The sequence below is a fragment of the Pseudomonas yangonensis genome (assembly GCF_009932725.1).
Lineage (GTDB): Bacteria > Pseudomonadota > Gammaproteobacteria > Pseudomonadales > Pseudomonadaceae > Aquipseudomonas > Aquipseudomonas yangonensis.
Window position 1 is genome coordinate 38,496 of record NZ_BLJU01000018.1, and the last position, 25,673, is coordinate 64,168.

A 25,673-nucleotide genomic window follows, 5' to 3' on the forward strand; every position below is an offset into this window, starting at 1 on the left:
CTACTCGACAAAACCGAATGCCGGCAAAATGTCACGAAACCACGTCAAGGCGCTGACAAGATGAACACCCAGATAACCGATACTCTCGCTTTGCTGCGGCAGCATCTGGGCGACGAACTGCTGGCAGTGCATCTTTATGGTTCTGCCGTGGCTGGCGGTCTCAAACCTGGTAGCGACATCGATTTGCTCGTCACTGTGCGCACGCCGTTGCGTGACGCTGTGCGCCATGCGCTGATGCACGGGCTCCTGGGTCTTTCGGCCTGGCCTGCGAACGAGCGGCTACGCCCGCTGGAAGTGACGATACTGAGTCGTGATGCCGTGCAGCCCTGGCGCTATCCGGCGATGCGCGAGATGCAGTTCGGCGAATGGCTGCGTGAGGATTTGACCGCCGGCCGCATCGAGCCTGCAATGGCGGATCATGACCTGGCGATACTGCTGAGCAAGGCGCGGCAAGACAGTATCGCCCTGATAGGCCCTCCTGCTGACGAGTGGTTCGACCCGGTCCCCCAAGCCGACCTGATCCGCGCCTTGCACGACACCGTGGCGCAATGGCGAGAGGCATCGGGCTGGCTTGGCGACGAAACCAACGTAGTGCTGGCGCTTGCGCGTATCTGGCTGACGTTGAGCACGGGCATGATTGCGTCCAAGGACTTCGCCGCCAGTTGGCTGCTCGAACGTCTGCCCGAGATACATCGTCCCGTGCTGGTGACCGCCCGGAGCGTCTACCTGGGCCACTGCCGGGACGATTTGGGCCAGCGCACCCCGGCAGTGGCAGCATTCATCGATCATGCAAGAAAGCAGATCGAGCGCCTCGACAGGGCCGACTCCAAGCTCGACGCCACGCAGAGGAACTCATGACCCGCGATCAGATCACCGCCTTCTGCCTCGCCCTGCCCGGCGCTCGCGAAGACCTTAAATGGGGCGGCAACCGGGTGTTCTCGGTGGCGGGCAACAAGATGTTCGCCATTCTCGATTTTCTTGGCGAAGACCTGGCCTTCAAGGTCGATGACGACCTGTTTCTCGGCTATGTCGACCGCCCGGGCATTCGTCCCGCGCCCTATCTGGCCCGAGCGCGCTGGATCAGCATGAGTGCCCGGCAGTTGCCGCTGGGCGAGCAGGAGCTGCGCCAGCTACTGACTCGCTCGCATCAACTGGTGGTACGCAGGCTGCCCAAGCGCTTGCGGCCGGGCCTGCTACTGGACGAATAACGGGATAAGGCGGGCGATGTAGGCGCCATCGAGCAACAACAGATCGATCCAGAGTACCTGGTGAACGGCAACGATCAGCCAGAAAACTGTCTGGTAGGTTGCCTTGCGGGTCTTGTGGCGGAAGGTCTGCTGGGCAATCAGTGCGCCCGGCCAACCACCGGCCAGCTCCACCAGATGCAAGGTGTTTTCCGCCGTGCGGCGGCTACCATTCTGGGCGCTGCGCTTGTCCAGCCAGTACTGTACAAAGCTCAGCAGACTGGCCAGCAAATAAAGCGGCAGTACCCACCAGAAGCCCTTGTCGAACAATTGCAGTGCGCCCAGCAGCGGCAAGAGGCACAAGGAAACAAGCACCACAGCCTTGCCGGAAAAGTTCTGGATGGAGTCCTTCCCTTCTGCTTTGCGCACGGACCTGACAGGCGCCTTTGACGATGCCGGAACGGCCTTGCCGGCACTTTTCGGTTTGCGCCGTATCGCCTGTCGGTCGAGGCTCAGCTCGCCTGCCAGACGCAGATGCTCCGCGCGTGGGCGACCACGCGGGTCACGTCCCTCGATGAACAGCACCTCGTCACCAGACAGCGGGCGACGATCACCACGCACCACCGAAATATGTGCGAAAACCTCGGGGCCACCGTCCAGCGGCTGGATGAAACCGAAGCCCTTGGCATCATCCCAGCTTTTCAGGCGTCCCCTGCGCTCGTTGCCGGTCAAGGCTGCGCCGTGCTCCAGTCGATCAGGTGCAGTTGCCAGGTGGCGAGAATCACCAGGCCGAAAGCGATGCGGTACCAGGCGAACACCGCGTAACTGTGGCTGGTGATGAACTTGAGCAGTGCACGTACGGTGATCATCGCGACGATGAAAGTGCTGACGAAACCGATGGCGAAGATCGGCAAGTCGCTCAACTGCAGAATGTCGCGGTACTTGAACAGCGAATAGACCGTGGCCGCGACCATGGTCGGCATGGCCAGGAAGAAGGAGAACTCGGTCGCTGCCTTGCGCGACAGGCCGAATACCAGGCCACCGATAATGGTGGCGCCCGAGCGTGACGTACCCGGTATCAGCGCCAAACACTGGGCGAAGCCGACCTTCAGGGCCAGTTTCCAATTCATGTCGTCGACCGTTTCGGCCTTGATAGCGTGATCGCGCTTCTCTGCCCAGAGCATGATGATGCCGCCGATGATCAGTGCCATGGCCACGGTGATCGGATTGAACAGCCAGTGTTCGATCAGATCGGCGAAGGCCAGACCGAAGATCACCGCCGGAATGAATGCCAGAAACAGATTGAAGCTGAAGCGTTGGGCCTTCGGGTCGTTGGGTAAGCCGACCACCACTCCCAGCACCTTCGCCCGGAACTCCCATATGACCGCCAGAATGGCGCCGAGCTGGATGATGATCTTGAACGCGGTTGCTGTCTGGCCATTGAAGCCAAGCAGATCCCCCACCACGATCAGGTGCCCGGTGCTGGAAATGGGCAAGAACTCGGTCAGGCCTTCCACTATGCCCAGAATGAGGGCCTGAAAGGCCGCCCAGATATCCATCAAATCCCCCAAAGCGCGGCGACTCACCTACGCGTAAACCAATTGAAATGCAGGTCCCGCCGTGGGACACAAAGCCGCCGCAGAGGTTCCTCGGCGGCGGCTCTGGCTCGGTGCTTGTTCAGCTTCTGCGCCAGCGGCCGAAATGTATCAGACAACTGGCGTGAAAATCGCCCTGATATGACAGTATTGTCTTGCGCAACCTTGGGTTAGCCTGACGCCGATAATTACAACAATACGGAGTTCATCCATGAACAGCTTACGCAGCCTTCCCATCAGCCGCCGCCTGTGGCTGATCCTGGCACTGGCCATCCTGACCCTGGTCCTGCAGGGCGCCTACATGCTGCGCCAGATCCACACCGACCTGTACTTCGGCAAATCGGAAAAGACCGAACATGTGGTGCAGAGCGCTGCCGGCATCCTCAAGCACTTCCATGGTCTGGAAAGCACCGGCAGCCTTAGCCGCGAAGAAGCGCAGAAACAGGCCATGGAGGTGATTCGCGGCTTGCGCTACGACGGTCAGGAGTACTTCTGGATAAACGACCAGACGCCGGTCATGCTCATGCATCCGATGAATGCGAAACTCGAGGGACAGAACCTTTCGGGCTTCAAGGACCCGGACGGCAAGGCTCTGTTCAACGAGATGGTCGCCATCACCCGTAGCCAGGGCGCCGGCCAGGTCGACTACCGCTGGCCGAAGCCAGGCGCCAGCGACCCTGTTCCGAAGATTTCCTACGTCGAGCTGTTCCAGCCCTGGGGCTGGATCATCGGCTCCGGTGTGTATGTCGATGACGTGCAGGAGGAATTCAGAGCTCAGGCGCTGAAGGCCATGAGTATCGGCCTGCTGATCGCCCTCCTCCTTGCCGCCCTGGTGGTGCTGATCACCCGCAGCATCGTGCAGCCGCTGCAGGCAGCCGTGGGAGCCATGGCCAACATTGCCAATGGCGAAGGTGACCTGACCCGCAATCTCGACACTCACGGTCGCGACGAGCTCACTGCGCTGTCCACCTATTTCAATGCCTTTACCGGCAGGCTGCGCCACGTCATTCGGCAGATGCTCGACTCGGCGGGCTCGCTGGACCAGGCCGCACGTACCCTCGGCGATATTTCCAGCGAGGCGCAACGTCACAGCCAGCAGCAGGCGCAGCAGATGGAACTGGTAGCCACCGCCGTCAATCAGGTGACCTACGGTGTGCAGGACGTGGCGAAGAACGCCGAGCACGCCTCCAGCGAAATGCATACGGCCGAGGACCAGGCCAGCCAGGGGCAGCAGAACATCGAAGCGAGCCTGCGCCAGATCGATCAGCTGTCGAGCACCATCGACAAAGCCGTCGAGGTGATCCAGTCGCTGGCCAGCGAGAGCACGCAGATCGGCAGCGTACTGGAAGTGATCCGCTCCATTGCCGAGCAGACCAACCTGCTTGCCCTCAACGCCGCCATCGAGGCAGCACGCGCGGGCGAACAGGGCCGCGGTTTCGCCGTGGTCGCGGATGAAGTGCGGCTTCTGGCGCAACGTACCCAGCAGTCCACTGCAGAGATCCAGGGCATGATCGAGCGCCTGCAAGGCAACTCCGAGGCAGCCGTCAAGGTGATCCACGAAAGCAGCCGCGCGTCCCAACTGACCGTGGAACAGGCCAGCCAGGCCGGTGAGAGCCTTGCCCAGATCGCCCAGTCGCTGCGCAACCTGACCGGGCTCAACGCTTCGATCGCCAGTGCCACTCTGGAGCAATCCCACGTGGTGGAAGACATCAACCAGAACGTCACGCAGACGGCCGCTCTGGCCCATAACACCGCCGAGGCCGCGGAGCAGTCGAGCGCGGCCAGCCAGCACCTGAAGCAACTGGCCGACCAGCTCAACCTTCTGCTCGGGCAGTTCCGTGTATGAGGCGGGCATGAGCAGCATGCAGCATCAGGAGGTCGATTTCAGTCGGCCGCCGAACCAGGACCTGATCTGGGACCTGGACAGCATCGCCCGCCGCGAGCTGGCCGAGCGTTTCATCAAGCTGTTCGAGAACCGCCTGTGTGTCTATTCCGAATCGGTGGGGCAGTTGTACACCAACTACAGCCTGCACTTCCCCACCGACCTCGGCCGCAAGATGGTGGTGCTGCCCAACCCTTATGCGTTCCACGACACCCTGCACGGCATCGACAGCCAGGCCATTCGCAAGACGGGCCTGTGTGTCTTGCCCGGCCGGGTGATCGGCAAGCCCGGACTGCTGCTCAGCACCCAGATCAGGGACGGCGGCCCCGCGCCCAAGACCATGGCGTTCAAGCCGGCACTGGCGCAGATCATCAGCAACCAGAAGAAAATCGGTGACCTGTTCCTGCCCGTACTGATGAAAGGCGATCTGCGCGAGTTCGACCAGCAAATGCCCTACATCCACCTGCACCGTCTGCAACTGGCGCGCCTGGAACGCTTGTCTAGCTTCGAGCGCGACGACATCCAGCAGACCATCACGCGCAAGCTGCTGATGCTCTACCGGCAGGCCGACAGCCTGGTGTGCTGAGCCGCCCACATCAGTACAATCGCCACCCTTTCCCCAGTTGAGGACGCTGCATGTCCTGGCTCGAACTCATTGCTGCCGGGCTCGGCATTGTCGCGGTATGGCTGACCGTCCGGCAAAACCCCTGGTGCTGGCCCATCGGCTTGATCATGGTGCTGCTCTACGCCTGGCTGTTCTACGACTGGCGGCTGTATTCCAACCTGCTTCTGCAGTTGCTGTTCGCTGCACTGCAGCTCTACGGCTGGTGGCAGTGGACCCGAGGCGGCGAGCGTCATGATGGGCGCAAGGTCAGCCGCCTGGGACTCCCCGCGGTGGCCGCCGGCCTGCTGATCGGCGCGCTCGGCGCCTGGCTGCTCGGCTATCTGATGGCCACCTACACAGACGCCAGCTCGCCCTGGCTGGATTCGGCACTGACCGCCTTCAGCCTGGTCGCGCAATTATGGATGGCGCAAAAACGCCTGCAATGCTGGATGCTGTGGGTGGTGGTGGACCTCTGCTACGTCGCCTTCTTCCTGCATAGCGAGCTGTATCTCACTGCCGCGCTTTACGCCGCCTTCACCGCCCTGGCCGTCAGCGGCTGGCTGAGCTGGCGCCGCGACCCCGCGTTGCACTACGCATCATGAAAGTACTGGTGCTGACCGGGCCGGAGTCCAGCGGCAAAAGCTGGCTGGCGAGTGAAATTCAGGCGCACTTCGGTGGCCTGGTGGTGGGCGAGTATGTCCGTTACTTCATCGATGAGCAGCGGCGCGATACCTGCTATGCCGATATCGGCGAAATCGCGCGCGGCCAACTCGCCTGGGAAGATGCTGCAAGGGCAGCCAAACCCTCGCTGCTGATTCTCGACACGCATCTGCTGAGCAACATGCTGTGGAGCCGATGCCTGTTCGGCGATTGCCCAGGCTGGCTGGAAAACGAATTGCTTGCACGTCGCTATGACCAGCATCTACTGCTTGACCCTGCAGGTGTGCCATGGACAGAGGATGGCCAGCGTTGTCAGCCACAACTGGCTGAACGTCAGGCGTTTCATCAGGCCTGTCGGGACTGGCTGCTGAGGCACGGCCAGCCCTTCAGCGAGCTCTCCGGCAGCTGGGGTGAACGGCGCCAGGCAGCGTTGGAGCAGGTCGCGGCGCTGCTCGGCTCAGCTGACCAGCACGCTGGCCCAAGCCACTAACAGACTCAGGCACACCACCAGTGTCAGGGGCGTACGCAGTGCCGGATACCATTGAGGCGCCAGCCCCACGCGTACTGCATGCATATCGGCCAGGTACAGACCAATGAAGGAGAACAGGCAGATCGGCAGTGACAGCCCCATCGGCAGCCCGCCGGCCAGTGCAGCCCAACCCAGCAAAGGCGGAATCACCGAAAGCCCCAGCTGCAGCCTGGCATTCTGGTCAGTTTCTTCCGCGCGCATGGCCAGGCCCCAGTGAATGGCGCCCATGAAGGCCAGGATCACTGCCGAGTAATCCAGCAAGGCACTTAGCACGAACGGTCGCCAGCCCAGGGGAATCACCCAGATGCCCAGCGCGCCACCCACGAAAGGCAGAAGCCCGGCATAACCCAGCAACACGGCCAGCTTCGGCGGCTTCGCGGCGTCGAACGGGTGCATGGAAATTTCCTCGGCTGTGGGTTTGACGAGCACCTTAGCAGTGTTTCTCGAGCGTTACAGCATGAGCCTCAGCGCAAGCGATGCTTGTGCAGCAGGCGATAGAAGGTCGGCCGCGAAATCCCCAGCGTGCGTGCGGCCTGACTCATGTTGTGGGTGTAACGCCCCAGCACATCGTTCAGCGCCTGACGTTCGGCCCGCAGGATGTAATCCTCCAGTGTCACCGGGATGTCGATCTCGACCGGAACCGACTGCAAGCCCAAGTCGGCAGCCAGGATCTGCCGCCCCTGCGCCGACACCAGGGCACGCACTACGCGATTGTGCAATTCGCGTACGTTACCCGGCCAGGCGTGTGCTCTCATGGCGTTGACCGCATCTTCGCTGAAGCGCCGGTGGTGGCGCGCGAACACGGCGCCATGCTGCTTGGCGAAGTGTTCGGCCAGCAGCAACTGGTCGCCAGGATGCTCGCGCAGATTAGGCGTGCGCAATTGCTGCGCCGTCAGCTGGTGAAACAGATCTCGGTTGAAACGCCCGTGCTGCAGCGCTTGCATCAGCTCCCCTCGATCCAGCGTCACGAGCGATGCTCCAGGATGGGCCAGCAGGTAATTCAGCAAGCGCTGCTGCGACGCATCGGGCAGCTCTGCGGGGTTCTCAAGCACAACGGTGGTGTCACTCGACGCGGCCATGACTGCCTCATCGAAGGGTTCGGCACCATCCATCAGACGCATGGCGCGTACCCGGCGTGGTGAGCGCAGATGCAGCAACTTCGCCAACAGATGCTTGCCGCTGCCCCGTTCGCCACTGACGAGCAGCGGGCCGTCGCCACGGCTCAGGCGATCCACCTGTTTGCGCAGGTCTCGCACCGCGCCGCTATTCCCCAGAAACTGCAGCGACTGCCGCGCAGCCTTTAGCCTGCGCAGACGCGTAACGGCTTGCGCCTGCTGCAAGGTTTCCATCAGTCGCGGGGTTTCCACGGGTAAAGACAGGGCGGCAAATAACCATTCGCCGGCAAGCTCTTCAGTGTCGAACCGTCTCGGTCGCTGAGCATTCACCAGCGCCACGCAGGCAAGCCCCGTGCGCTGCAGCTGCTTGAGCAGCTTGCGTTCAGGTTGCTGATCGACAAGCAGCACAAGCGCGTCTGCCTCATGACCTGTGCAGGTCTCTGCCGTACAGCGCTGCAGGATCCAGCCCGCAGCCTGCAGAGGCTGAAGCAACGCTTCGCATACCATGAAAGGCTCGAGCACCAGTAAACGCCGGGATAAAACGGAAACGGCCCGCATACTCCATCCTTGGCGCCATTATTTTGTAATCCCAATAAAAACAATGCTTTGGCGCACACAAGTGTAACGCTAGCAAGAACTTTGACGCTTAATGGATCGTTTCTCTATAAGTCTTGTTCCTGTGGGTTATTGCGCAGTTTCATGATCTCGGCGATAGCAACTTGCCAATAGCCTGCAGTATTGGCATAACGGCCCATCAATAAGAACGCCACAAGGAAGTTTCCGATGCGTCTGCTGCGCCGTACTCTCAAGTTCGTGATCTTGCTGGCACTGGTCGGCCTGGCCGTGGTTCTGTATTACGTGGCCAACCCCAACCTGCCAACCTACCAGCAGCCCAACGAGCTGCACTATCTGCAGCAGTGGAGTGACGAGCAGCGCCAGACCTATTACTACACGCCGCAAGGCACCACGGTGAAAGGCCTGCGCTACGACTGGTTCACTGCGCTGGAAATGCCATTCAGTACGGAAAGGTTCGCCCGCCTCGATTATCTTGCCCGCTTCGGTTTTCTTACCGATCCCAGGCAACAGCCAAGCGCGCTCAACCCCGGCAATCTGCCCGTTGGCTTCACTCGCCATCAGGACAGCGAGAGCGGCGAACACTTTCTCGACATCAGTTGCGCCGCCTGCCACACCGGCGAGCTGCGCTACAAAGGCCATGCCGTACGCATCGACGGCGGCGCCGCCCTGCATTCGCTGGCATCCACCGTACCGACTCTGCGCGGCGGCGGCTTCGGCCAGGCGCTGGGCATGAGCATGGCGTTCACTTACTACAACCCGCTGAAATTCCGTCGTTTCGCTCAGCAAGTCCTGGGCGACCAGTATGAGCAGGACCGTGACCAGCTGCGCGAGGAGTTCAAGCAGGTACTCGATCGGCTGCTGGCGACCGCGTTCAACGACTGGCATCGCGGTCTTTACCCGACCGAAGAAGGTTTTGGCCGCACCGATGCGTTCGGGCGCATCGCCAACACGGTTTTTGGTGATGCTCTGGACGAAGCCAACTACCGCGTCGCCGACGCCCCGGTTAGCTATCCGCACCTCTGGGACATCTGGAAGTTCGACTGGGTGCAGTGGAACGGCTCGGCCATGCAGCCCATGGCGCGCAACGTCGGCGAAGCCTTGGGCGTCGGGGCAAGCCTGCATCTGCTCGACGAACAGGGCAAAGGCGTCGCCGCGGCGGACCGCTATGCGTCCAGCGTGCGCCTGCACGATCTGTATACCCTCGAGGAAACCCTGAAACGACTGCAACCACCGAAGTGGCCAGAGGCAGTATTGGGCAAGGTAGACCTGCCTCTGGCCAGTCGCGGCAAGGCCCTCTACAGCGAAAACTGCGCCTACTGCCACGCCCCTGATCCCAAGCCCCGCGACCAGCGCCTGGCGCCGTCACGCGACCCCGAATGGAGGATGCGAGTGGTGCCGATCAGCATCGTCGGCACGGACCCGACCACTGCCGACAACATCGCCGATCATCGTTTCGACATCAGCCGCCTCGGCTGGACCAAGGCCGAACTGTCGCAGCTTGACGTAAAGCTATACGGCGCCAGCCTCGACGACGTCGACTTCAAGCGCATTTCCAGCGCCAAAGCCCTGGCCTACATCACCGCCTACGTGGAGAACCGCGCCTATCAGGACGCCGGCATAGGGCCACGCCAGCGCCAGGAAATGGACGGCTACGGGTTGCCCATCGGCGTTCAGGAGAAACGCGGCTACAAGGCGCGCCCGCTGGACGGCATCTGGGCCACCCCGCCCTTCCTGCACAACGGTTCGGTGCCCAATCTGTTCGAGTTGCTTTCTCCCGTTTACGAGCGGCAGGCCAGGTTCTGGGTTGGCAACTTCGAATACGACCCGGTCCGGGTGGGCTATCGCAGCGAGGAGTTCGCGGGCGGCTTCCTGCTCGACACCCGCGTCACCGGCAATGGCAACGGCGGCCATGAATTCCGCGATGGTTGCCGCCAGGAAGGTGTGATCGGCCGCGCCCTGTCGCCGGACGAGCGCCTGGCGCTGATCGAATACCTCAAGGTACTCGGCAATGCCGAACTGGAAACCCAGCTCAGCGACGTGCCGGTACGCCCCTGGACATCCGGCCCGAGCTGCGAAGGCTGATTTCAACCGATATCTAGAACAAGGATTACAACGATGTTGAAACGCTTCTGGCTCTGGCTCGGTCGCCTGCTCGGCAAACTGCTGCTCACCGTCGCACTGCTCGGCCTGGTTGGCTGGGGGCTGGGCGAGGCCTATTACGGCTGGAAATTCTCCGGCCCGGTCTCGACCCAGGAAGAGATCGCTCCGGATGAAGCCGCACTCAGCCGGCTGATCATCGAAGATGCCGTACGCATCGTCGAGCAGCACCGTGACAATACCCGCGTGCTGCGCGATGCCCATGCCAAGGCACACGGCTGCGTCAGGGCCGAAGTGCAGGTGCTCGACACCCTGGACGAATCGCTGCGCCAGGGCGTGTTCAGCGAGCCAGGGCACACCTGGCAAGCCTGGATGCGCCTGTCCAACGGCAACGCCTACCCGCAGTTCGACCGCGCCCGCGATGCCCGCGGCATGGCCATCAAGCTGCTCGACGTGCCCGGTGAGAAACTCATGAAGAGCCCGGCAAATGCCGGTGAGCAGGATTTCGTGATGTTCAATCACCCTGCCTTCTTCGTGCGCGACGTCGCCGAATACCGCAGCAACTTCGCCGCCCAGGCCGACGGCAAGAAGGCTCTGGCGTTCTTCCCCAGCTGGGACCCGCGCAGCTGGGAGATCCGTCATCTGTTCATCGCCCTGAAGACCCTGGCGCCTGCGCCGGAAAGTCCGGTGGCTACCACCTACAACTCCATCGCGCCGTTCAAGCTCGGAGAGCTGAACATCAAGTACCGGGTGATACCGACTCCGCAGAACTGCCCGCCCTACGAACTGCCGGAACAGAACACCGACTTGCCCAACTTCCTGCGCAACGCGCTTTACCAGCAACTGTCACTGGACCGCGTACCCGCCTGTTTCGAACTTCAGGTACAAAAACAGAACGCGCAGTACTACATGCCCATCGAAGATCCGACAGTGGAATGGAGCGAAAAGATATCGCCTTTCGAAAGCGTCGCACGCATTACCGTGCAGCCTCAGGACTTCGATAGTCGCGAACAAAACCTCTTCTGCGACAATTTGTCCTTCAACCCCTGGCATGCATTACCCGAACACCGCCCTATCGGCGGTATCAACCGTTTGCGCAAGTCGGTATACGAAGCGGTGAGCGCCTACCGGCAGCAGCGTAACGCTCCAGCCCCCGCCGCGCCTGAGCTGCGACCGATCGACGCGGAAGCGGGTGCGGAACTTTCGCAGTAAAAAGTTGTAATCGGCGAGACGCCAGAAGTTTTTATTGCGGCACTTCGCACAGCAATAAAACTTTTTTCAGCGATGTGTGACTTATGGGTTCGCTGAGTTCATCAACAGCAATGTAAGGCCAACATGCTGGCCGCAATTAATTGTTGGGATCAACTCGGAGAAACCGAACCCATGAACACACCGCTGCGTTTCAACGAAGCCTTGCTGATTGCCGATCGCGCCTTCCGCCCGTTCCAGTGCGTAGCTTGGACTCCGCAAGACGGCACCGGCATTGTCAACATCAGCGTCATCGACCGCACCAGCACCCGCCTGCTCGGCCGCCAACTGTCCAGCGCCACCTACACCGACCCGCAGCAGCTGGAAGATGCGCTGCAGCACTCGCGCGACGAACTGCGCAGCCAGGGCTTCGACCTGGCGCCGTGGAGCATGCCGGAGTAAGGCTTTTGCGGGGCGCCTTGTGCGCCCCGTTGCGCTTGGCCCTGGGGAGACTGCAGACTGCTGCAATCGGCCACCATTGCGAGCCTAGCGCCATGCTTGAACTGCGCCCCAACTGCGAGAACTGCGACTGCGATCTGCCGCCAGCCAGCTCCGACGCTCTGATCTGCTCCTTCGAATGCACCTTCTGCCGCTCCTGCGCGGAGTCGGTGCTGGCACTGCGCTGCCCGAACTGCGGCGGCGAACTGGTGAAGCGGCCGATCCGCCCTGCGGAAAAGCTCGAACGCTTTCCAGCATCCAGCGAACGCGTGCACAAAGCCTGAAATGAAAAGGGGCGACCTCTCGGTCGCCCCTTTTCTGTGCGCTGCGCCTGTCAGTAATAGGCGTTCTCACGATTGCTGTGGTCGGTCACGTCACGCACGCCCTTGAGTTCCGGAATACGCTCGAGCAGGGTTTTCTCGATGCCTTCCTTGAGCGTGTAGTCAGCCTGGCCACAACCCTGGCACCCACCACCGAACTGCAGTACGGCAATACCTTCGTCGACCACGTCGACCAGGCTCACCTGGCCGCCGTGGCTGGCCAGACCGGGATTGATCTCGGTCTGCAGATAGTAGTTGATGCGCTCGTTCAGCGGGCTGTCCTCATTGACCATCGGCACTTTGGCGTTCGGCGCCTTGATGGTCAGCTGGCCGCCCATACGGTCGGTGGCGTAGTCGACTACGGCGTCTTCCAGGAAAGGCTCGCTGATGCCATCGATCCAGGCGGTGAAGCTGGCCAGACCAACGGCGGTGTCTTCAGGCTTCTGTTCACCCGGCTTGCAGTAGGCGATGCAGGTTTCCGCATAAGGCGTACCTGGCTGGGTGATGAAAACGCGGATGCCGATACCCGGGGTGTCCTGCTTGCTCAGCAGCTCGGCCAGGTAATCTTCGGCAGCTTGGGTAATGGTGATGGCACTCATGGCAACTCCTCACGGTCATGCGGCGGATTGTACGCCAAGTGACGACCTGAATATAGTCCTACTAATTTACTCAGGATAGCGACTGCAGCCCTTCCCGTCCTGCTCGGTGCCCGACCCAGACTTTGGCACGAACGACAAAACGCTTTTCGATCAGCTCATAACTGCCCCAGGCGGCGACCGCGATCACCGGTACGCAGGCCGCGATCACGACGGCAGGCGCAAGATCCAGACGGGTCTGCAGGTACCAAGCCAGGGACAGTACGATCACGTGCAGCAGATAGACCGAATACGAACAGTCGCCCAGATGGCTCAGTAGCCGGTTGTCCTTGAACCAGGGCTCCATGGCGATACAGGCGGCGACGATCAACGCGCTCGGCAGCCCCCAATGCAGCAGGCGCATGGAGTTGTCGAAGTGGTAGATGGTCAGCAGCGAGGCCGCGATGACCAGCAGCGGCAGCCACAAGCCCTGGCGAATCCAGCCCCGCTTGTAGGCCACGCCCAGGAGCATGCCGAAGATGAACTCGTAGACGATGCTGTTGCGGTAGAAGTCGCTCATCCACGGCTGGGTTGCCAGCAGGCTGAACGTGGCCAGGGCAAGGACGATGAACAGCAGGCGCAGACGCTCGGTTACAATGAAGGCCAGGGCGAACAGCAGGTAGAATAACATCTCGTAGTTCAGCGTCCAGCCGACGTTGAGCGTCGGATAGAGGCCGAAGCCCCCAGGATTTTCGGCGGGGATGAAGAACAGCGAGAGCAGCAAATGGTGTAGGTCGAACTCCTGCACGGGCATCACCTGATTGGCGAAGGCGATGATCAGCGCCGCGATCAATGAGTAGAGCCAGTAGGCCGGGACGATGCGCAGCACACGATTGAGCATGAAGCGCCAGGGGGTGATGGTCTTGCCCCGAGTGGACAGATAGATCACCAGCCCGCTGATGACGAAGAAGATATCGACGCCAACCGCCCCCCTTTCGGCGAACAGCCGCCCGACGAAGCTGTCGGCCTGAAAATTGAAGAACACCTGCATGACGTGATGAAACACCACAACCCAGGCCGCCAATGCCCGTAAAGCCTGCACTGAAACCAGCATGAAACCGCCATTCCCCTTGCGCTCAACTCGTAACCCGGCTGCCTGAATCAGGCAACTACAGGGTCCGACCGCAGCGGGGGAAGAAAGGTCGGCGGCATAAACGGTGAACGACAGCAGCGCAGCGGACATCAGTATCCGCCACGCGCTGTTTTCGGTGCTAGAGGTTCTGGTAGCGGTTCATGTCCAGTACCCCGGCCTCCAGCGGCTGGGTTTCGCGGATATGCTCGGCCAGATCATGGAAATAACGCCAGAACTCGGGATGGCTGCGGCGTATGCCCCAGCGCTCGACGATACGCTCGAAGGATCGTGCGTCGCGCGCGCCTTCCATCTGCTTGACGAAGGCATCCACCTCTCCGGCTTTGACGTTGAAGAGAAAGTTCGGATAGCTGCTCATCACCTCGGGATAGAGGGTCAGGGTGTCCAGGCGTGGCTGATAGCGCAGCTCCTCACCCAACATGAAGGCGACATTGCTGTGCGCGCGGTTGCGCAACAGGCTGTAGATCTCCCGCGAGCCGTCGCTCAGTTCCACTCGCAGCATGGTCGCTTCCGGCAGTTGATCGATCACTCGCAAACCGCCTGCCGGACGACTGGCCAGACGCGACAGCGCCTGTTCGGCATGTTGCAGCTCCTTGGGCAGACCGTCGCGATAACAGTGCGCACCAGCGCAGCGGTTGATCGGATCGGGACGCGCATTCAGCCTGTCATAGCGCTGCAGCAACTGTTCGGCGAACTGCTTCTTCGGATCCTTGCCACTCAGAGCGATAGCGCTCGGCGAACGGTGATCGACCGAGGTGTAGTCCAGCAGCATCTTCAGCTTGCCGCTGTTCTGGTACCAGTCGTCCAGGTAGGCCTCACGCGAACGAGCCGGCAGCAGGCGCAGGAAGTTCACCTCGGCGCCGTTACGGATCAGGTCGAAGTACAGGCGCGTCTGCGCCTGATGCGAGACATTGCCGAACACGTCGAAGTTGACTACCAGCTGGTAGTAGGTGCGCTCCAGCAGCGGATAGTCCAGCCACCAGAGGGTCTGCGGTATCTCACCCAGCAGGCCTTTACGCACCGAGGCACTGTCGTGCTGGCGGAAGATCGACAACAACGCGTTGTCGTTGCCACTCCAGATATGTTCCCAGTCCGCCGGCGGCGCATCGGCGTAGGCTTCCCTGCGCAGGTTTTCATAATCGTTGCGCTTGTTGCGATAGTCGCGCCACAACCCCAGCAGATCGCCGATATCGTCGATCTGGCCGGGCATGGCCAAAAGCGGCGTGGCCTCGCGTCGATACTCGGCATCGGTGAGGTAAAGGTCATGTTCCGGGGCCTGGAACAGCGCCCAGAAATTGTCGCGAATCACGTCGGTGGCGATCTGCCCGCGGCATACCGGGCCACGGATAAAGGTACGCACGAAGTATTCGGCGTTATCCAGCATGAACTGATAACGCGCCTGCGCCGGAATCGCGGCGAAGGTTTCGAACGGGTTGGCCCGACGTTGCGTCCCGTAGCCCGGCACGGCATCGAGTGCCCAGTCCTCTGCGAAGAACAGCGTCTTGACCCGGGCCAGCTTGTCCTCGCTCAGCGGATAGGTGATGTGCGTCTTGTGCACGATCACACCCTGGATCGGCCACAGGCGGTAGTAGAACTCCGAGCCCGGGTCATCGTTAGGTCGCCGCGTGGCGATAGGGTCGATGGGTTTGCCGCTGGGGGTACGCGAGCGCACCATCTGGAAGAAGTGGCCAGGCTCGCCGCCCTCGAAGTGCAGATGCGCCAGGAACAGGTGCTCGTAGAGCCAGCGTGAGACCAGATCCTGCCGCGCACCCGGCGCGTTGAGGAAAGTCTCCCACTGCTCCACCTGACGCAACTCGACCGCGCTGGGTTTGAGCGCCTGCTCGGCGACCGGCGCCCCCTGCGCCAGCCACTGTTCCAGGGTGGCGTACTCTTCATCGTTCAGGCCGGCCACCGCGAACGGCATGCCGCCGTGGGGATTCTTCTGCGCATAGGCGGCGAACTCGCCCGGTAGTGGGCAGCTGTTACTGCGGGTGATGGCTATGTCGAGGTTGCCAGGAAGCTTGGCGTTGGGCTCGAGCGGCTGGCTGCGCCCAAGCTCCAGCATGCGCCTGATCAGTGCAGCCTGGCCGTTCTCGCCATCGAGCACCGAGTGAAAGTCGCGTTTACGCCAGGCCGCCTCGCCCTGCGCGTCCAGGTAGAGCCGTGTGGTGGCCTGCGCCTTGCTGCGCGTGCCGTCATAGACCAGCTGTTTGCTGGCCCCCCGCAGGACGCCCTCCCCGCTGCCGAGATTGAGCTGGCAGGGGGCGTCATAACAGGTATGGCACGCCACGCACTTGTGGGTGAGGATGGGCTGGACGTCATCGACGTAAGAAATCGCTTCGGCGCGGGCCAGGCCAGCTGCGAAGGAAAGAAAAAACAATGCAGCGGGCTTGAGCATGGCCTCGTCCTTGGTTGCGATGCTGGCAATTCTAGCGAGACGGCGCCTCCAGCAACATGAATGAAATTCATGAAAACCGCCGGAGCGCTCCAGAACCCTGCAGCTTTGCTATCATCGCGCACCTTTGTTCCCGCTTTGCTCAGGTAGTCCTCATGTCCGATCGCAGCGCACGCCTCCAAGCCCTCCAGCAAGCCCTGAAGGAGCGCATCCTGATCCTCGACGGCGGCATGGGCACAATGATCCAGAGCTACAAGCTGGAGGAAGCCGACTACCGTGGCGAGCGCTTCGCCGACTGGCCGAGCGACGTCAAGGGCAACAACGACCTGCTGCTGCTGACCCAGCCGCAGATCATCGCCGCCATCGAGAAGGCCTACCTGGATGCCGGTGCCGACATCCTGGAAACCAACACCTTCAACGCCACCCGCGTGTCGCAGGCCGACTACGACATGGAGGAGCTGGTCTACGAGCTGAACCTGGCCGGCGCCCGCGTGGCCCGTGAAGTCTGTGATGCCAAGACTCTGGAAACCCCGGATCGTCCGCGCTTCGTCGCAGGGGTGCTAGGCCCGACCAGCCGCACCTGCTCGATCTCCCCGGACGTCAACGACCCTGGCTACCGCAACGTCACCTTCGACGAGCTGGTGGAGAACTACACCGAAGCCACCCGCGGCCTGATCGAGGGCGGCGCCGACCTGATCCTGATCGAGACCATCTTCGATACCCTGAACGCCAAGGCGGCGATCTTCGCCGTGCAGCAGGTGTTCGAGGAAGACGGCGTCGAACTGCCGATCATGATCTCCGGCACCATCACCGACGCCTCCGGCCGCACCCTGTCCGGCCAGACCACCGAGGCGTTCTGGAACTCGGTGCGCCACGCCAAGCCGATTTCCGTGGGTCTGAACTGCGCCCTCGGTGCCAAGGACCTGCGCCCGTACCTGGAAGAGCTGGCCAACAAGGCCGACACCCATGTGTCCGCGCACCCCAACGCCGGCCTGCCCAACGCCTTCGGCGAGTACGACGAGTCGCCTGCCGAAATGGCGACGGTGGTGGAAGAGTTCGCCGCTTCGGGTTTCCTCAACATCATCGGCGGTTGCTGCGGCACCACCCCGGCGCATATCCAGGCGATCGCCGAGGCGGTGGCCAAGTACCCGCCGCGCGTGATCCCGGACATTCCCAAGGCCTGTCGCCTGTCGGGCCTGGAGCCCTTCACCATCGACCGCAACTCGCTGTTCGTGAACGTCGGTGAGCGCACCAACATCACCGGCAGCGCCAAGTTCGCCCGGCTGATCCGCGAGGAGAATTACACCGAGGCCCTGGAAGTCGCCCTGCAGCAGGTGGAAGCGGGCGCCCAGGTGATCGACATCAACATGGACGAAGGCATGCTGGACTCCAAGGCCGCCATGGTCAGGTTCCTCAACCTGATCGCCGGCGAGCCGGACATCTCCCGCGTGCCGATCATGATCGACTCCTCCAAGTGGGAGGTGATCGAAGCGGGCCTGAAATGCATCCAGGGCAAGGGCATCGTCAACTCCATTTCCATGAAGGAAGGCGTCGAGCAGTTCAAGCACCACGCCCGCCTGTGCAAGCGCTATGGCGCCGCCGTGGTGGTAATGGCCTTCGACGAGGTCGGCCAGGCCGACACCGCCGCGCGCAAGAAGGAAATCTGCCAGCGCAGCTACGACATCCTGGTGAACGAAGTGGGCTTCCCGCCCGAAGACATCATCTTCGACCCGAATATCTTCGCCGTGGCCACCGGCATCGAGGAGCACAACAACTACGCGGTGGACTTCATCGAAGCCTGCGCCTATATCCGCGACCAGCTGCCCTTCGCGCTGTCCAGTGGCGGCGTGTCCAACGTGTCGTTCTCCTTCCGTGGCAACAACCCGGTGCGCGAAGCGATCCACTCGGTGTTCCTCTACTACGCCATCCAGAACGGCCTGACCATGGGTATCGTCAACGCCGGCCAACTGGAGATCTACGACGAGATTCCCAAGGAGCTGCGCGACGCGGTCGAGGACGTGGTGCTCAACCGCAACGAGGGCGCCACCGAGGCGCTGCTGGCCATCGCCGACAAGTACAAGGGCGACGGCGCCGCCAAGGAAGTCGAGAACGAGGAATGGCGCTCGCTGCCGGTGGACAAGCGCCTGGAACACGCGCTGGTCAAGGGCATCACTGCCTTCATCGTCGAAGACACCGAAGAGTGCCGTCAGCAGTGCGCACGCCCCATCGAGGTGATCGAAGGGCCGCTGATGGCCGGCATGAACGTGGTCGGCGACCTGTTCGGCTCGGGCAAGATGTTCCTGCCGCAGGTGGTCAAATCCGCGCGGGTAATGAAGCAGGCCGTGGCGCACCTGATCCCCTTCATCGAAGCCGAGAAAGGCGACAAGCCGGAGGCCAAGGGCAAGATACTCATGGCCACGGTCAAGGGCGACGTGCACGACATCGGCAAGAATATCGTCGGCGTGGTTCTTGGGTGTAATGGCTACGATATCGTCGACCTGGGCGTGATGGTGCCGGCGGAGAAGATCCTGCAGACCGCGCGCGACGAGAAATGCGACATCATCGGCCTGTCCGGGCTGATCACCCCCTCGCTGGACGAGATGGTCCATGTCGCCAAGGAAATGCAGCGCCAGGGCTTTACCCTGCCGCTGATGATCGGCGGCGCCACCACCTCCAAGGCGCACACGGCGGTGAAGATCGACCCGCAGTACAGCAACGACGCCGTGGTCTACGTCACCGACGCCTCGCGGGCCGTGGGCGTGGCCACCCAGCTGCTGTCCAAGGAGCTCAAGGCCGACTTCGTGCAGAAGAACCGCGAGGAATACGTGGTGGTGCGCGAGCGCACCGCCGCCCGCGCGACCCGCACCGAGCGCTTGAGCTATGCCGATGCCATCGCCAACAAGCCGGCCTTCGACTGGAACGGCTACGTCGCGCCGAAACCGGGCTTCACTGGCGCGCAGGTGCTGGACGACATAGACCTCTATGTGCTGGCCGAGTACATCGACTGGACGCCCTTCTTCATCTCCTGGGATCTGGCCGGCAAGTATCCACGCATCCTCACCGACGAGATCGTCGGCGAAGCCGCCACCAGCCTGTTCAACGACGCCCAGGCGATGCTGAAGAAGCTGATCGACGAGAAACTGATCAAGGCTCGTGCGGTCTTCGGCTTCTGGCCCGCCAATCAGGTGCGTGACGACGATATCGAAGTCTACGGTGACAACGGCGAACAGCTCGCCACCCTGCACCACCTGCGTCAGCAAACCATCAAGCCCGATGGCAAGCCGAATCTGTCCTTGGCCGACTTCGTCGCACCGAAGGAAAGCGGCATTACGGATTATGTAGGTGGCTTTATCACCACCGCCGGCATCGGCGCCGAGGAAGTGGCCAAGGCCTACGAGGCCAAAGGCGACGACTACAACTCGATCATGGTCAAGGCCCTGGCCGACCGCCTGGCCGAAGCCTGCGCCGAGTGGCTGCACGAGCGCGTGCGCAAGGAGTACTGGGGTTACGCAGCGGACGAGCAACTGGACAACGAGGCGCTGATCCGCGAGCAGTACAAGGGCATCCGCCCTGCCCCTGGCTACCCGGCCTGCCCGGATCACACCGAGAAGGCCACGCTGTTCAAACTGCTCGACCCTGAGGCCGACTACAACCAGGCCGGCCGCAGCGGCGTGTTCCTCACCGAGCACTACGCCATGTTCCCGGCCGCCGCCGTTTCCGGCTGGTACTTCGCTCACCCCGAGGCGCAGTACTTCGCCGTGGGCAAGGTCGACAAGGATCAGATCGAGCGCTACAGCGAGCGCAAGGGTCAAGACCTCGCCATCAGCGAGCGCTGGCTGGCGCCGAACCTCGGCTACGACGACTGATGCAAACGAGCCCGCGATAGCGGGCTCTTTTCATTCTAAGAGAGACGACTCGCGCCGATCATCGAAAAACACGAACTCCCACGCCGGAACACCGCTCCAACTCATGTCGAGCCAATTCGGCTCATTCGACGGAGCGATGACATGCACAAGCACAGCCTTGCAGTCCTGGCCGTAGCGGCCGTGATGACCGGTTGCTCGACCATCGAGAACCCGGTCGACTACGTGACCTTTCGCAACGAACCTCTGGTCAAGCAGGTCGACCATGGCATGACCAGGGAACAGGTACGCACCCTTGGCGGCCCGCCCTCATCGGAAGTGCGCAACAGCGTCACCGGCGGCACCTGCAATAACTACGTGATGAATGTCGACGGGGTGGAACAGCCTTATTACGTGGACTTCGACGTCAACGACCGCGTCGACAGCAAGGGCTTCATGACCTGCGAACAGCATCAGGGCAATCAGCGCAAAAGGCTCTGAATACGGTCAGCCCCGCTGCATGCAGCGGGGCTGATGGGTCTAGAAGATGAGTTTAAACAGCCCGATCACCACGATCAGGCCGATGATGAAAATGATACCGGCGGTACCGCCTATGAATTTCAGCATGCTGACGCTCCTTTTTTGGGGGTTCACGAGTTGTGACCCGGCGAGAACGTCAGCGTTTAGCTTTTTTCCATCTGCGACAGCATTGATCAGGCGCCCGGGCGGCGAACGATCTTGATGCTGTATTCCATCTGCGGTTTACGCGTCATGCTCACGGCGCGCCGGGTGACGGTGTCCAGGGTGATGTTCCAGAAGCCGCTGGAGGGCACCCGTATCTTCGCCGGGAACTTGATGAAGGCGCCGCCGTGGTAACTGTGCCGACCACGGTTCCTGAATGCGCGAAAGTTGGCATCGTTCATCAGGCGGATGTTGCAGGGTTGCGAACACTGGATGACCACCAGATCGCCCTCTTCCAGATGCTCGCGTTGATGGATGAATTTCATCGTATTCGGACTCGGTGGTGAAACGGGGGCGCAATAGTGCCGCAAGCGGCGCGGCATCGCCAGCACAGCTGACGACTCGCTTGCCGTCCAGGCACATGCTGCCTAGCATGCGCGCCCACAATTGCCATGCCCTGCCGCCATGAAAGCCGTGCTCGACCACATCCCCGCTCTTATCGCACTGCTCAAGCGCTATCCCGGCCTGGTTGCGCTGTTCGGCTTCTGCTCGGGCTTGGCCAGTTTTCTTTTGGTCGACCGCCAGGCGCATCTGGCCAAGGTCTTGGGCGTGGTGCTGGTGATCAGCTGGGTCTGGCTGATTCTGGAAAACCTGCTGCGCGAGCGCATTGCCCAGCGCTTCGGCTTCGAGCTGCCGCTGCCGTTGCTGCGCTACGGCACGCAGATGATCCATCAGGAAAGTCTGTTCTTCGTCCTGCCGTTCTTTTTCATCACCACGACCTGGAACAGCGGGCAGTTGCTGTTCAGCGGCCTGCTGGCGATTGCTGCGCTGGCTTCGATCACCGACCCGATCTACTACCGCTGGCTGGCGCCTAGACGCTGGCTGCTGTTGATCTTTCACAGCCTGACGCTGTTCACGGTAACGCTGACTGCGCTGCCGATCATCTTTCACCTGAGCACGCCGCAGAGCTATCGCATCGCCCTGGCGGTCGCCACGTTGCTGGCATTACCGAGCCTTCCGGGGCTAATCGGTCTCGCTGGCTGGCGACGTAGCCTGCTGCTGGCTGTCTTGCCGCTGGCCATGGCCAGCGCGGGCTGGATGGCGCGGGTTTGGGTCCCGCCGGCGACGTTGTGGCTGACGGAAGTGGCGATCAGTGACCGCTTCGATGGTGAGCAGCGAGCGCCAGGTGCCAGTCTGAAACGGGTTACACCGCAGCAGCTGCATGATGATGGGCTCTACGCCTACACCGCGATCAATGCCCCGCGCGGCCTAAACGAGCGCATCTATCACATCTGGCAGCACAATGGCCGGGAAGTCGATCGCATCGCCCTGGACATCAGCGGCGGGCGCAAGCAGGGCTATCGCGCCTGGACGCATAAGCTCAATTTCCCCGCCTCGCCCGAGGGGCGCTGGCAGGTTCGGGTCGTCACCGAGGCCGGGCAGATGATCGGTGTGCTGCGCTTCGAGGTGGTCTCTTCGGCGCCACGCGAGCCGACCACTCCACCGTTCTAATAACGGAAGTTCGCGGTGACTCTTGCGCCGCTCGCCGGCACCGCTCCAAGCGCTTGCAAAGAGCCGTGTCGCGGAGCCTGGCCTGCGTAGCCGATCTCGTGCCCTCCGCTGAAACGGCCTACGCAGGGACACGTCGCGGTGGTAGCATGCGCGCCCCATGCAGCTCAACGAACTCAACCAACGCCTCGCCGATCTCGGCGCCAAGCCCCAGCATATCGGGCGCATTACCCGTGCCTGGCTGCAGGGCAAGGCGCTGGACACCGGCACCAAGCACCAGAAAACCGAGAATTTCCTGCCGCTTACGGTGCGTGAAGGGCTACCTGCCATTGCCGAAAGCCTCGAGCAGCTGGCCCGGGTCAGCAGCGAACACCCGGGCTCCGACGGCTCATCGCGCCTGCTGGTGGAGTTGGCCGACCGGCAGATGGTTGAAAGCGTGCTGTTGCCTCGGGACGGCCTGTGCATCTCAAGCCAGGTGGGTTGCGCCGTCGGCTGCACCTTCTGCATGACCGGCAAGAGCGGTCTGCTGCGCCAGCTCAGCAGTGCCGAGATGGTCGCTCAGGTGGTGCTCGGCCGGCGTCGGCGCGCGGTGAAGAAGGTGGTGTTCATGGGCATGGGCGAACCCGCTCACAACCTCGACAACGTGCTGGAGGCCATCGACCTGCTCGGCACCGAGGGCGGTATCGGTCACCGCAATCTGGTGTTCTCCACGGTTGGCGATCCCCGCGTCTTCGAACGCCTGCCCAAACAACGCGTGCGCCCTGCCCTGGCCCTTTCGCTGCACACCACCGACGCCGAGCTGCGCCAGCGCCTGCTGCCCAAAGCGCCACGCATCGACCCGGAGCAGCTGATGGAGCTGGGCGAAGCTTATGCCCGCAGCATCGACTACCCAATCCAGTACCAATGGACGCTGCTCAGGGGCATCAACGACAGTCAGCAGGAAATGGACAACATCCTGCGCCTGTTCAAGGGCAAGTTCGCCGTGCTCAACCTCATCCCCTACAACAGCCTGGAAGCCGACGAATACCAACGCCCCGACGGTGAGCGCATCGTCGAGATGGTGCGCTACCTGCATAGCCGGGGTGTGCTGACCAAGGTGCGCAACTCCGCCGGCCAGGACGTGGATGGCGGTTGCGGTCAGTTGCGTGCACGGGCGGTGGATGTGGTCAACACCAGTCGGCTGCATAAAAATCGCGGCTGATGCTCAAGAACGGCTGCGCTTAACCGATAAGCAACGTACAGAGAACACACGTCCAACAGGCAAAACGCCAGCACTGTACTAGGTTTTAAAGAACCACCTTGCATGGATGCAGCCCCGCCTTTCTTGCATCCTGGAGTCCACCGATGAAAATCGCCCACAAGGTCGGTATCGCAGCCGCGACCGTGCTTTTTCTTACCACCAGCTTGTTATCCCTTTCGCAGGTCAGCCAGGTACGAGAAACCCTGCGCAGCCAGGTTGAAGAAAGCATTGCCGAGTCGAGCAGTGCCCTGGCCGGGCAAATCGAGAACTGGCTCAACGCCAAGCTGAGGCTGATTGACCTGATGGCGCAGACCATCGATAGCAATTACAGCCCCGAAGAAACCCAACGGGTGTTCAACGCGCCGCTGCTCAAGAGCGAATTCATTCTGGTATTCGGAGCGTTGGAAGCAGACGGTAAACCGATCAAGAACAGCGATGAGTGGAAACCGAACGCGGATTGGGATGGACGCCAACGCCCCTGGTACGCCACTGGCAAAGCTGCCAGCCAGGCCATGCTGACCGAGCCGTACGTGGATTCCACCACAAATGAAATCCTTATCTCCGCCGTGGCCCGCATCAGCGATGCTGGCCAGTTTCTGGGCGCGTTCGGCGGCGATATCCGCCTGCAATCGGTAGCCGACGCGGTCAATACCTTGGATTTCAACGATGCTGGCTACGCCTTCCTGCTCAGCCGCTCGGGCAACATCATTTCCCACCCCAACGCCGACTATAACGGCAAGTCCTACAGCGCACTCTTCGATGGTCAGAGTCCGGCACTGGGTCAGGATTTGCGCGAGGTCGAGGCCGGCGGCAAAACGCTGCTGATCTCCTTCACCCCGCTGCCCAATCTGCGTGGCATGGACTGGTATATCGGCGTGGTACTGGACGAAAGCGTGGTCATGGCCGAGGCCAATCGCCTGACCTGGCTGGCGGTAGTCGGTACCGTGGTCGGCGTGGCCATCAGTTTGGTGGTGCTGGGCCTGCTGATGAACAGCCTGCTCAAACCCTTGGGGCTGCTTGGCACCTCGCTGCGCGAAATCAACAGCGGTGAAGGCGATCTGACCCGCCGCCTGGCGATCACCAGTAACGACGAGGTGGGCGAGCTGTCGCAGGAGTTCAACCGTTTCCTGCAGACCCTGCAGACACTGATCGGCGACGTCATGAGCAGCTCGCATCAGGTCCGCGAAAGCACCGCACTGACCTCGAACGAATCGGAACAGGCCGCTCGCCGCCTGCAGGAACAGCTGCAGGAACTCGATCAACTGGCCACCGCCATGCAGGAAATGGCCTCCACAGCCGAGGAAGTGGCACGCAACGCCCAGGCCGCAGCCCAGGCAGCCGTTGCCGCCAACGAGGAAACCGAGAACGGCGTGCGCGTGGTGTCGCAATCGAGTTCGGCGATTCGCCACCTGGCCGACGAGATGGACGAAACCAGTCATGCCATCAACGAGCTGGCCAAGCTCAGCCACAATATCGAGTCGATCCTGCAGGTCATCACCAGCATCGCCGAGCAGACCAACCTGTTGGCGCTGAACGCCGCCATCGAGGCCGCGCGCGCCGGCGAATCCGGCCGCGGCTTTGCCGTGGTCGCCGACGAGGTACGCTCGCTGGCCTCGCGCACGCAACAGGCCACGCAGGAAATCCGGCAGATGATCGACCAGCTCCAGGGCGGTGTGCGTCAGGCCGAGAGCCGTATGCAGCAAAGCCGCGATACGGCCAGCAAGACCGCTGAGGAAGCCGGCGCGGCCAACGACATGCTCGGCCGCATCCGCGAGGCGATCACCCGCATCAACGACATGAACCTGCAGATCGCCACTGCAGCCGAAGAACAGAGCGCCACCACCGAGGAGATCAACCGCAATACCACCAACATTCGCGACATCAGCCATGAACTGGCTGGCGGCGCCGAACAGCAGGTTCGCCAGTGCGCCTCGATGGTGGAGCAAGTCGGCCAGCAGGATCGCCTGCTGGGCCGCTTCAAGGTCTGAGCCAAGCGCAGCTAACCCGCGCGCAGGAAAGAGCCCCGGCATGCC

At 62.0% G+C, this 25,673-nt stretch carries 24 protein-coding genes and 1 pseudogene; 16 read left to right on the plus strand and 9 right to left on the minus strand.

What is annotated here, in order from left to right:
* The first annotated feature begins 60 nt into the window (after nt 1-60).
* The gene (locus tag GYB81_RS17500) at nt 61-858 is read left to right on the plus strand and encodes an aminoglycoside adenylyltransferase family protein (RefSeq protein ID WP_161867113.1); all 798 of its coding nucleotides are present in this window, start codon (nt 61-63) and stop codon (nt 856-858) included.
* Nucleotides 855-1,208, plus strand: coding sequence for an MmcQ/YjbR family DNA-binding protein (locus GYB81_RS17505; protein ID WP_161867112.1), 354 nt, complete (start codon nt 855-857; stop codon nt 1,206-1,208). Before GYB81_RS17500 ends, GYB81_RS17505 begins: the two co-directional genes overlap by 4 nt.
* Here GYB81_RS17505 and GYB81_RS17510 read toward each other — a convergent pair.
* Nucleotides 1,194-1,916, minus strand: a complete 723-nt coding sequence (locus GYB81_RS17510; protein WP_161867111.1) for a DUF1294 domain-containing protein — start codon at nt 1,914-1,916, stop codon at nt 1,194-1,196. The two genes, GYB81_RS17505 and GYB81_RS17510, sit on opposite strands and share 15 nt — an antisense overlap.
* Nucleotides 1,913-2,743 carry an undecaprenyl-diphosphate phosphatase gene (locus tag GYB81_RS17515; RefSeq protein WP_161867110.1) on the minus strand — a complete coding sequence of 277 codons (831 nt, stop codon included), beginning with the start codon at nt 2,741-2,743 and terminating at the stop codon, nt 1,913-1,915. The genes GYB81_RS17510 and GYB81_RS17515 overlap by 4 nt, the downstream gene beginning before the upstream one ends.
* Nucleotides 2,744-2,990: 247 nt before the next feature.
* On the opposite strand from GYB81_RS17515, the gene GYB81_RS17520 reads away from it, so the two are divergent.
* From GYB81_RS17520 to GYB81_RS17535, 4 genes are read left to right on the plus strand one after another with little or no spacing between them, the layout of a single operon-like run.
* The gene (locus GYB81_RS17520) at nt 2,991-4,625 is read left to right on the plus strand and encodes a methyl-accepting chemotaxis protein (RefSeq protein ID WP_161867109.1); all 1,635 of its coding nucleotides are present in this window, start codon (nt 2,991-2,993) and stop codon (nt 4,623-4,625) included.
* A 7-nt stretch (nt 4,626-4,632) separates the two neighbouring features.
* A complete protein-coding gene (locus tag GYB81_RS17525) occupies nt 4,633-5,247 on the plus strand; it encodes a hypothetical protein (RefSeq protein ID WP_161867108.1) in 615 nt (204 codons plus the stop codon).
* Between the two features lie 50 nt (nt 5,248-5,297).
* Nucleotides 5,298-5,867: a nicotinamide riboside transporter PnuC gene (pnuC, locus tag GYB81_RS17530; protein ID WP_161867107.1), complete on the plus strand. Its 570-nt coding sequence runs from the start codon at nt 5,298-5,300 to the stop codon at nt 5,865-5,867.
* Nucleotides 5,864-6,415 carry an AAA family ATPase gene (locus tag GYB81_RS17535; RefSeq protein WP_161867106.1) on the plus strand — a complete coding sequence of 184 codons (552 nt, stop codon included), beginning with the start codon at nt 5,864-5,866 and terminating at the stop codon, nt 6,413-6,415. The genes pnuC and GYB81_RS17535 overlap by 4 nt, the downstream gene beginning before the upstream one ends.
* Here the strand turns inward: GYB81_RS17535 and GYB81_RS17540 are convergent.
* Both GYB81_RS17540 and GYB81_RS17545 read right to left on the minus strand, forming a co-directional pair.
* A complete protein-coding gene (locus tag GYB81_RS17540) occupies nt 6,383-6,850 on the minus strand; it encodes a DUF3429 domain-containing protein (protein ID WP_161867105.1) in 468 nt (155 codons plus the stop codon). The two genes, GYB81_RS17535 and GYB81_RS17540, sit on opposite strands and share 33 nt — an antisense overlap.
* A 68-nt stretch (nt 6,851-6,918) precedes the next feature.
* Nucleotides 6,919-7,977 (minus strand): sigma-54-dependent transcriptional regulator, encoded by a 1,059-nt coding sequence (locus GYB81_RS17545; protein ID WP_233787612.1) that lies wholly within the window; start codon nt 7,975-7,977, stop codon nt 6,919-6,921.
* 375 nt (nt 7,978-8,352) lie between these two features.
* Between GYB81_RS17545 and GYB81_RS17550 the strand changes: the two genes are divergently transcribed.
* From GYB81_RS17550 to GYB81_RS17565, 4 genes are all read left to right on the plus strand, one after another.
* Entirely contained in the window at nt 8,353-10,227 is a 1,875-nt protein-coding gene (locus GYB81_RS17550) for a di-heme-cytochrome C peroxidase (RefSeq protein WP_161867104.1), read from the plus strand.
* 33 nt (nt 10,228-10,260) lie between these two features.
* On the plus strand, nt 10,261-11,454 hold the full coding sequence (locus GYB81_RS17555; protein WP_161867103.1) for a catalase family protein: 1,194 nt from the start codon (nt 10,261-10,263) through the stop codon (nt 11,452-11,454).
* 171 nt (nt 11,455-11,625) lie between these two features.
* Entirely contained in the window at nt 11,626-11,892 is a 267-nt protein-coding gene (locus GYB81_RS17560; RefSeq protein WP_161867102.1) for a hypothetical protein, read from the plus strand.
* Nucleotides 11,893-11,984: 92 nt separating this feature from the next.
* A complete protein-coding gene (locus GYB81_RS17565; RefSeq protein ID WP_161867101.1) occupies nt 11,985-12,212 on the plus strand; it encodes a DUF1272 domain-containing protein in 228 nt (75 codons plus the stop codon).
* Between the two features lie 50 nt (nt 12,213-12,262).
* Here GYB81_RS17565 and nfuA read toward each other — a convergent pair whose 3' ends face one another.
* The 3 genes from nfuA to GYB81_RS17580 all read right to left on the minus strand — a co-directional run bounded on the left by nfuA (nt 12,263) and on the right by GYB81_RS17580 (nt 16,371).
* On the minus strand, nt 12,263-12,847 hold the full coding sequence (gene nfuA / locus GYB81_RS17570; protein ID WP_017360966.1) for a Fe-S biogenesis protein NfuA: 585 nt from the start codon (nt 12,845-12,847) through the stop codon (nt 12,263-12,265).
* 70 nt (nt 12,848-12,917) lie between these two features.
* A complete protein-coding gene (locus tag GYB81_RS17575; protein WP_161867100.1) occupies nt 12,918-13,937 on the minus strand; it encodes an acyltransferase family protein in 1,020 nt (339 codons plus the stop codon).
* A 157-nt stretch (nt 13,938-14,094) separates the two neighbouring features.
* Nucleotides 14,095-16,371: a fatty acid cis/trans isomerase gene (locus GYB81_RS17580; protein WP_161867099.1), complete on the minus strand. Its 2,277-nt coding sequence runs from the start codon at nt 16,369-16,371 to the stop codon at nt 14,095-14,097.
* 152 nt (nt 16,372-16,523) lie between these two features.
* Between GYB81_RS17580 and metH the strand changes: the two genes are divergently transcribed.
* Nucleotides 16,524-20,234 (plus strand): methionine synthase, encoded by a 3,711-nt coding sequence (metH, locus tag GYB81_RS17585; RefSeq protein ID WP_161867098.1) that lies wholly within the window; start codon nt 16,524-16,526, stop codon nt 20,232-20,234.
* A 141-nt stretch (nt 20,235-20,375) separates the two neighbouring features.
* Nucleotides 20,376-20,711 carry an osmotically-inducible lipoprotein OsmE gene (osmE, locus tag GYB81_RS17590; protein WP_161867097.1) on the plus strand — a complete coding sequence of 112 codons (336 nt, stop codon included), beginning with the start codon at nt 20,376-20,378 and terminating at the stop codon, nt 20,709-20,711.
* A gap of 39 nt (nt 20,712-20,750) precedes the next feature.
* Here the strand turns inward: osmE and GYB81_RS25355 are convergent, their stop codons facing one another.
* Together GYB81_RS25355 and GYB81_RS17595 are read right to left on the minus strand one after the other, a co-directional pair.
* Entirely contained in the window at nt 20,751-20,837 is an 87-nt protein-coding gene (locus tag GYB81_RS25355) for a small membrane protein YohP (RefSeq protein WP_461818883.1), read from the minus strand.
* Nucleotides 20,838-20,923: 86 nt separating this feature from the next.
* Nucleotides 20,924-21,217 carry a DUF1883 domain-containing protein gene (locus GYB81_RS17595; protein ID WP_003246948.1) on the minus strand — a complete coding sequence of 98 codons (294 nt, stop codon included), beginning with the start codon at nt 21,215-21,217 and terminating at the stop codon, nt 20,924-20,926.
* 139 nt (nt 21,218-21,356) lie between these two features.
* On the opposite strand from GYB81_RS17595, the gene GYB81_RS17600 reads away from it, so the two are divergent.
* The 4 genes and pseudogenes from GYB81_RS17600 (at nt 21,357) to GYB81_RS25280 (ending at nt 25,628) form a co-directional block, all read left to right on the plus strand.
* Complete coding sequence (locus tag GYB81_RS17600) at nt 21,357-22,403, plus strand: DUF5924 family protein (protein ID WP_161867096.1); 1,047 nt, start codon at nt 21,357-21,359, stop codon at nt 22,401-22,403.
* Nucleotides 22,404-22,560: 157 nt separating this feature from the next.
* A complete protein-coding gene (locus tag GYB81_RS17605; protein ID WP_161867095.1) occupies nt 22,561-23,601 on the plus strand; it encodes an RNA methyltransferase in 1,041 nt (346 codons plus the stop codon).
* Nucleotides 23,602-23,744: 143 nt separating this feature from the next.
* A pseudogene (locus GYB81_RS25275) lies at nt 23,745-24,770 on the plus strand (HAMP domain-containing protein); the annotation flags it as partial.
* Nucleotides 24,771-24,800: 30 nt separating this feature from the next.
* Nucleotides 24,801-25,628: a methyl-accepting chemotaxis protein gene (locus tag GYB81_RS25280; protein WP_438810719.1), complete on the plus strand. Its 828-nt coding sequence runs from the start codon at nt 24,801-24,803 to the stop codon at nt 25,626-25,628.
* The last annotated feature ends 45 nt before the right edge of the window (nt 25,629-25,673 follow it).